General features: G+C 61.7%; 4 protein-coding genes. 1 reads left to right on the top strand and 3 read right to left on the bottom strand.

The window, feature by feature from the left end:
- Positions 1-39: 39 nt before the first annotated feature.
- The 3 genes from M3B90_RS09545 to M3B90_RS09535 form a co-directional block, all read right to left on the bottom strand.
- Positions 40-2,277 carry a polyribonucleotide nucleotidyltransferase gene (locus M3B90_RS09545; RefSeq protein ID WP_259890153.1) on the bottom strand — a complete coding sequence of 746 codons (2,238 nt, stop codon included), beginning with the start codon at positions 2,275-2,277 and terminating at the stop codon, positions 40-42.
- A gap of 191 nt (positions 2,278-2,468) precedes the next feature.
- Complete coding sequence (gene rpsO / locus M3B90_RS09540) at positions 2,469-2,738, bottom strand: 30S ribosomal protein S15 (RefSeq protein WP_016663029.1); 270 nt, start codon at positions 2,736-2,738, stop codon at positions 2,469-2,471.
- Between the two features lie 103 nt (positions 2,739-2,841).
- Positions 2,842-3,849, bottom strand: coding sequence for a bifunctional riboflavin kinase/FAD synthetase (locus M3B90_RS09535; protein ID WP_259890151.1), 1,008 nt, complete (start codon positions 3,847-3,849; stop codon positions 2,842-2,844).
- A gap of 185 nt (positions 3,850-4,034) precedes the next feature.
- Here M3B90_RS09535 and M3B90_RS09530 point away from each other — a divergent pair, with 185 nt between their 5' ends.
- Positions 4,035-5,531 carry a L,D-transpeptidase family protein gene (locus tag M3B90_RS09530; RefSeq protein ID WP_259890149.1) on the top strand — a complete coding sequence of 499 codons (1,497 nt, stop codon included), beginning with the start codon at positions 4,035-4,037 and terminating at the stop codon, positions 5,529-5,531.
- Positions 5,532-5,547 lie beyond the last annotated feature (16 nt).

Raw genomic sequence — 5,547 nt, 5'->3', positions numbered from 1 at the left:
CCCCCACTCTCGTCGTGCTTCGCGTGTGAGCGCGAAAGGCTACTCGGCGCCCTGCTCGGACTCGTCCGTCTTCTCAGCGTCGTCTTCGTCAGCCGCCACCGCGAGCGAGATCTTGCCACGCGAGTCGATCTCGCGAATCTCGACCTCGATCTTCTGGCCGACGCTCACGACGTCCTCGACGCTCTCCACGCGCTTGCCGCCGTTGAGCTTACGCAACTGCGAGACGTGCAGCAGGCCGTCCTTGCCAGGCGTGAGCGAGATGAACGCGCCGAAGTCGACGACACGCACGACCGTGCCGAGGTAGCGTTCGCCGACCTCTGGCACAAGCGGGTTAGCAATCGCGTTGACGGCCGCACGCGCAGCCTCGGCCGAGGGGCCGTCGGTCGCGCCGATGTACACGGTGCCGTCGTCCTCGATCGTGATGTCCGCTCCGGTGTCGTCCTGGATCTGGTTGATCATCTGCCCCTTCGGGCCGATGACCGCGCCGATCTTGTCCACCGGGATGGTGACGGCGAGAACGCGCGGCGCGTTGGGGCTCATCTCATCGGGCTGGTCGATGGCCTCTTCGAGAACCGAGAGGATGTGGAGGCGAGCCTCGCGAGCCTGCGAGAGGGCACCCGCGAGAACGGAAGCGGGGATGCCGTCAAGCTTCGTGTCGAGCTGGATAGCCGTCACAAACTCGGAGGTTCCCGCGACCTTGAAGTCCATGTCGCCGAAAGCGTCCTCTGCACCGAGGATGTCGGTGAGGGCCGCGTACTTGGTCTCTCCGTTCACGGTGTCGGAAACGAGGCCCATGGCGATACCGGCAACGGGCGCCTTGAGCGGCACACCGGCGTTCAGGAGCGCGAGGGTCGAAGCGCACACGGAGCCCATCGAGGTCGAGCCGTTTGAGCCGAGAGCCTCGGACACCTGTCGAATCGCATACGGGAACTCCTCGCGGCTCGGCAGAACCGGCACAAGGGCGCGCTCAGCGAGCATGCCGTGGCCGATTTCGCGGCGCTTGGGCGAGCCCACGCGGCCCGTCTCACCGGTCGAGTAGGGCGGGAAGTTGTAGTGGTGGATGTAGCGCTTGTGATCCACAGGCGAGAGACCGTCGATCTGCTGCTCCATCTTGAGCATGTTGAGGGTGGTGACGCCAAGAATCTGGGTCTCGCCGCGCTCGAAGATAGCCGAACCGTGCACTCGCGGGAGCACCTCGACCTCGGCCGAAAGCTGGCGGATGTCGCGAAGGCCGCGGCCGTCAATACGCACGCCCTCCGTAAGGATCTTCTCGCGCACGACCTTCTTCGTGAGCGCACGGAAGGCTCCAGTAATTTCCTTCTCGCGCTCGTCGAGCTTGTCGGCAAGTTCCTCCTTGACCTGCGCGAGCAGGGTCTCGGTGGCTTCTTCGCGTTCTTGCTTGCCCGCGATGCTCATGACCTCACGGAGGCGATCGGTCGCCGCGTCGGCGACGAGATCGTACGCATCGTCCTGGTAGTCGAGGAAGAGCGGGAACTCGCGAACGGGCTTGGCGGCCTTCGCGGCGAGCTCCTTCTGCGCCTCGCACAGCGTGCGGATGTAAACCTTGGCAGCTTCGAGGCCCTGGGCGACGACCTCTTCGGTCGGTGCCACCGCTCCCTGCTCCTTGATGAGCGACCAGGCGTGATCGGTCGCCTCGGCCTCAACCATCATGATCGCGACGTCATCTTCAACGATGCGGCCCGCGACAACCATCGAGAAAACGGCCTCATCGAGCTGGCTGAAGGTCGGGAAGGCGATCCACTGGCCGCCCTCGGCGTTCGGCATGAGCGCGATGCGTACGCCACCGATGGGGCCCGAGAACGGCAGGCCCGAGATCTGGGTCGAGGCCGAGGCGCCGTTGATGCCCACGACGTCATAGGCATCGTCGGGGTTCACAGCCATAACCGTGAGAACAACCTGGACCTCGTTGCGCAGGCCCTTGACGAAGGCGGGGCGCAGGGGGCGGTCGGTCAGGCGGGCTGCGAGGATCGCGTCGGTGCCCGGGCGGCCCTCGCGGCGGAAGAAGGAGCCGGGGATGCGGCCCGCGGCGTACATGCGCTCTTCGACGTCAACGGTCAGCGGGAAGAAGTCGAACTGCTCCTTCGGCTGATTGGAGACAGCGGTTGCGCTGAACACCATCGTGTCGTCGTCGAGGTAGACGGCGACGGCACCCGCGGCCTGCTTTGCGAGGCGGCCGGTTTCAAAGCGCACTTCGCGCTTGCCGTACGAGCCGTTGTCGATCGTGGCGATCGTTGAATGAATGTTGTGGCCTTCCATGGTCACTGTCACTCTCTTTCTATAGTGAACAAGAGTTTTCTTTGCCGTGGGGCCGGCCATCGCCAGTCGCGCATCCCGCACGCGCGGAAGACGTCACTGCCGAGGACCGATCCCCTTCTCATCATTGTCGCAAGGAAAACTCGATGGATGGTAAAACGCCGCCCACCCAGCGGGTGAGCGGCGGAATAAAGTCAGCGGCGCAGACCGAGACGCTGAATCAGCGAACGGTAACGCTCAATGTCGACCGACTGCAAGTACTGCAGAAGGCGCTTGCGGCGACCAACGAGGAGAAGCAGACCACGACGGGTGTGGTGATCGTGCTTGTGATCCTTGAGGTGCTCGGTGAGGTAGTTGATGCGATGCGACAGAAGCGCAATCTGCACCTCGGGCGAGCCGGTGTCACCCTCGCTCAAACCGTATTCCTTAATGATCTCCTGCTTGACGGAGGAATCGTAAGCCACTGGCTCTCCTATCACCTTGTTGCACGGCGCACCGGGGCCTGTTCTCCCGAGCACTTAGAATCCGTGGCCGATTAAGCACGGCCTTCCAAGGCTAGCAGCAGCATTAGTCTCTCAGGTCGCCGCGCGCGGCAAGAGTGCTGCGAGTCACGGCGACGTCGCGATGCATCTGGTCGATGAGAGACTCGATGTCATCAAAAGCAAGCGTCGGCCTCAATCGTTCCACGAACTCCACCTGCGCCTGCCGGTCATACAGCTCGTATTCGTGCGAGCCAAGCACATACGTCTCGACAATTCGGTGCGCCGGTCCCTCCTCAAACGTGGGGTTCGTGCCCACGGAAATCGTGGCGGGAACGCGCTGAAGAAAGCGGTCTCCGTCCACCACCGAAAAGTAACCCGCGTACACGCCGTCAATGGGAACGGCGCCGCTCGGGTGGGCGCTAAAGTTCGCGGTGGGAAAGCCCAGTTCGCGCCCGCGCTTGAAGCCGTGCCGCACCGTGTCGCGAACGGTGTGCCACCGACCCAGCATGCGCGCGGCCCCGGGGGTGTCGCCCGAAAGAAGGCACTCGCGAATGAGTGTCGACGAGATGCGCTCCGCTTTGCCCGATTCCCCTTCGATATCAGCATCGAGCTCTTCGACACTCACGACCCCAAAGCCATATTTTTCGCCTAGCTCCACCATGGTCTGGAAGTTTCCCTCGTTGCGGCGACCGAACCGAGAATCCTTGCCGAGTACGACGGCTCTCGCCCCTAGGAGCTCCACGAGGTACTCACGCACGAAGTCCTCGGCGGTGAGCTGCGCAAACTCGAGCGTAAAATTTACGGAGAGCAAATCGACCACGCCCGCGGCACACACAAGCGAGTCGCGATCCGCGTAGCCTGTGATGAGCATCGGCTCTTCGCTGCCGGTCATGACATGGCGCGGGTGCGGATGGAAGGTCAGCGCTCGCGGCACGAGGCCGTACTTTTTGCCGTAAGACGTGAGGGAGTCGATCACGCGGCGGTGGCCGCGATGCACGCCGTCGAAGTTGCCGATCGTCACGACTCCGGGTGCAAGCTGGCTCGGCACCTCGTTGGGTTCATGCCACACGCGCGAGGAGGTTACTTCGTTCACGGCACGCTTTCATGGGAGGGGTTTGAACACATGCCACCTTAACCGATGTCAACGTGCTGGTTCGGGACACTTCCGAGCAACGTCGCCCATGACACACAACGAAGCATACTGTGCATCTTAAACTTTTAGCTCACGTTCGCTAAAGTGATGGCAAACCCCCACTCCAAACTTTAAGGATCAAGCACATGGCGACCACCCCCGTGACACACACCCGTGCCCCGAAAAAGCGCGGACGCGTGCTGTTCCTCGTACTCGCTGCCGTCGCCGTCGTGATCGCACTCGTCGCGACCGGTGGTTCGTTTGCCTTCGCCAAGCAGTTCGAAGGTAAGGCGCTGCCCGGCACGACAATCGATGGGGTTGATGTCGCAGGGAAAACTGCCGACGAAATCCGCGCAGTCGTAGAAAAGAGTACGAGCGGCGTAAAGGTCACCGTTGACGCAAACGGCGAAAGCAACGCCGTGCCCCTCGAAGAGGTCGGAGCGCACATCGATGTCGACAAGACTGTCGAGAAAGCCCTCTCGCGCGAATCGAGCGTTCCCGCGGTTGTCAGCGCGGCTTTAAGCGACACACGCGACATCACTCCCGTTATCACCGTCGATGAAAAAAAGGCTCGTGATTACGCCGAGTCGCTCGTGCCCGAAAACGAGGTCGAACCGGTCGATGCAGAGATTGTCCAGGATAAGGAGAGCAAGGAATTCTCTGTCATCGAGTCGAAGCCCGGCAAGGGAGTCGACCCGGCTCAGTTCGTCGCGACCGTGAAGAAGAATGCGCCCGAACTCAGGGACTTCACGGTTAAACAGGAGTTCACGGACATCGAGCCACAGCTCACTACCGCCAAGGCCAACGAAGCTCTCGAAACTCTCGACGGCATGCTCAAGAGCTCCATGGTTGTGACGGGCCCCGAGGACAAGACCTACGAAGTTACGCGCGAAGACCGTCTCGGTTTCGTCTCGATCTCCCCTAACGAGGCTGGAGACAACTTCGAAATCGCCGTGGACCAGGAGAAGGTCGACAAGTACGTCGGAAAGATCACCGGGAAGGTCGAGAAGACGAAGAAGGACGGCATCGTCGAGGTCGCCGAGGACGGTTCTCGCACCGAAGTCTCTCCCGGAAAAGATGGCGTGAAAGTCACTAACGCCAAGGAGATTTCCGAGAAGCTCACCAAGGCCCTCTCTTCCGGCGACAACCTTGACCTAGCGATGACCACGGAGGTCGAGAAAGCCGAGGTCAAGGAAAAGAAGGTTGAGAAGGCCCCCGTCAATCTCGACCAAGTTCCCGGTGAGCTTCCCTCGTACGCCCCCGCCGAGGCTCACAATGGTGAGAAGTGGATCGACATCAACCTCGCGAACAAGACCGTGACCGCTTACGTCGGCGACAAGCCAGTGTGGGGCCCCGTCTCGATCGTCGACGGTGGTAAGGGAACAGAAACCCCGACGGGTGAGTACACGATCTGGCATCGCACCGAGGTGCAAAACATGGGCTGTACTCCTCGATATGACTACTGCACTAAGGGCGTCAAGTACAACCAGTTCTTCCACAAGGGTTACGCCCTCCACTCCGCGCCGTGGCGCTCGAGCTTCGGCTACTCGGGTTCGCATGGCTGCATCAACATGCGCGTTGCGGATGCCAAGTGGCTCTTTGAGTGGGCAAGCATCGGCACGAAAGTCGTCTCCCACAGATAAGGGGAGTGCTTTGTCG

Origin of the sequence: Dermabacter sp. p3-SID358 (genome assembly GCF_025147465.1) — a bacterium.
Lineage (GTDB): Bacteria > Actinomycetota > Actinomycetes > Actinomycetales > Dermabacteraceae > Dermabacter.
The sequence above is the reverse complement of the archived record's forward strand: the minus strand, read 5'-3'. Positions and strand labels throughout refer to the sequence as shown.

Excerpts from the sequence above, each read along its gene's own strand:
- M3B90_RS09545 (WP_259890153.1), bottom strand. The coding sequence starts at position 2,277 with ATGGAAGGCCACAACATTCATTCAACGATCGCCACGATCGACAACGGC.
- M3B90_RS09530 (WP_259890149.1), top strand. The coding sequence starts at position 4,035 with ATGGCGACCACCCCCGTGACACACACCCGTGCCCCGAAAAAGCGCGGA.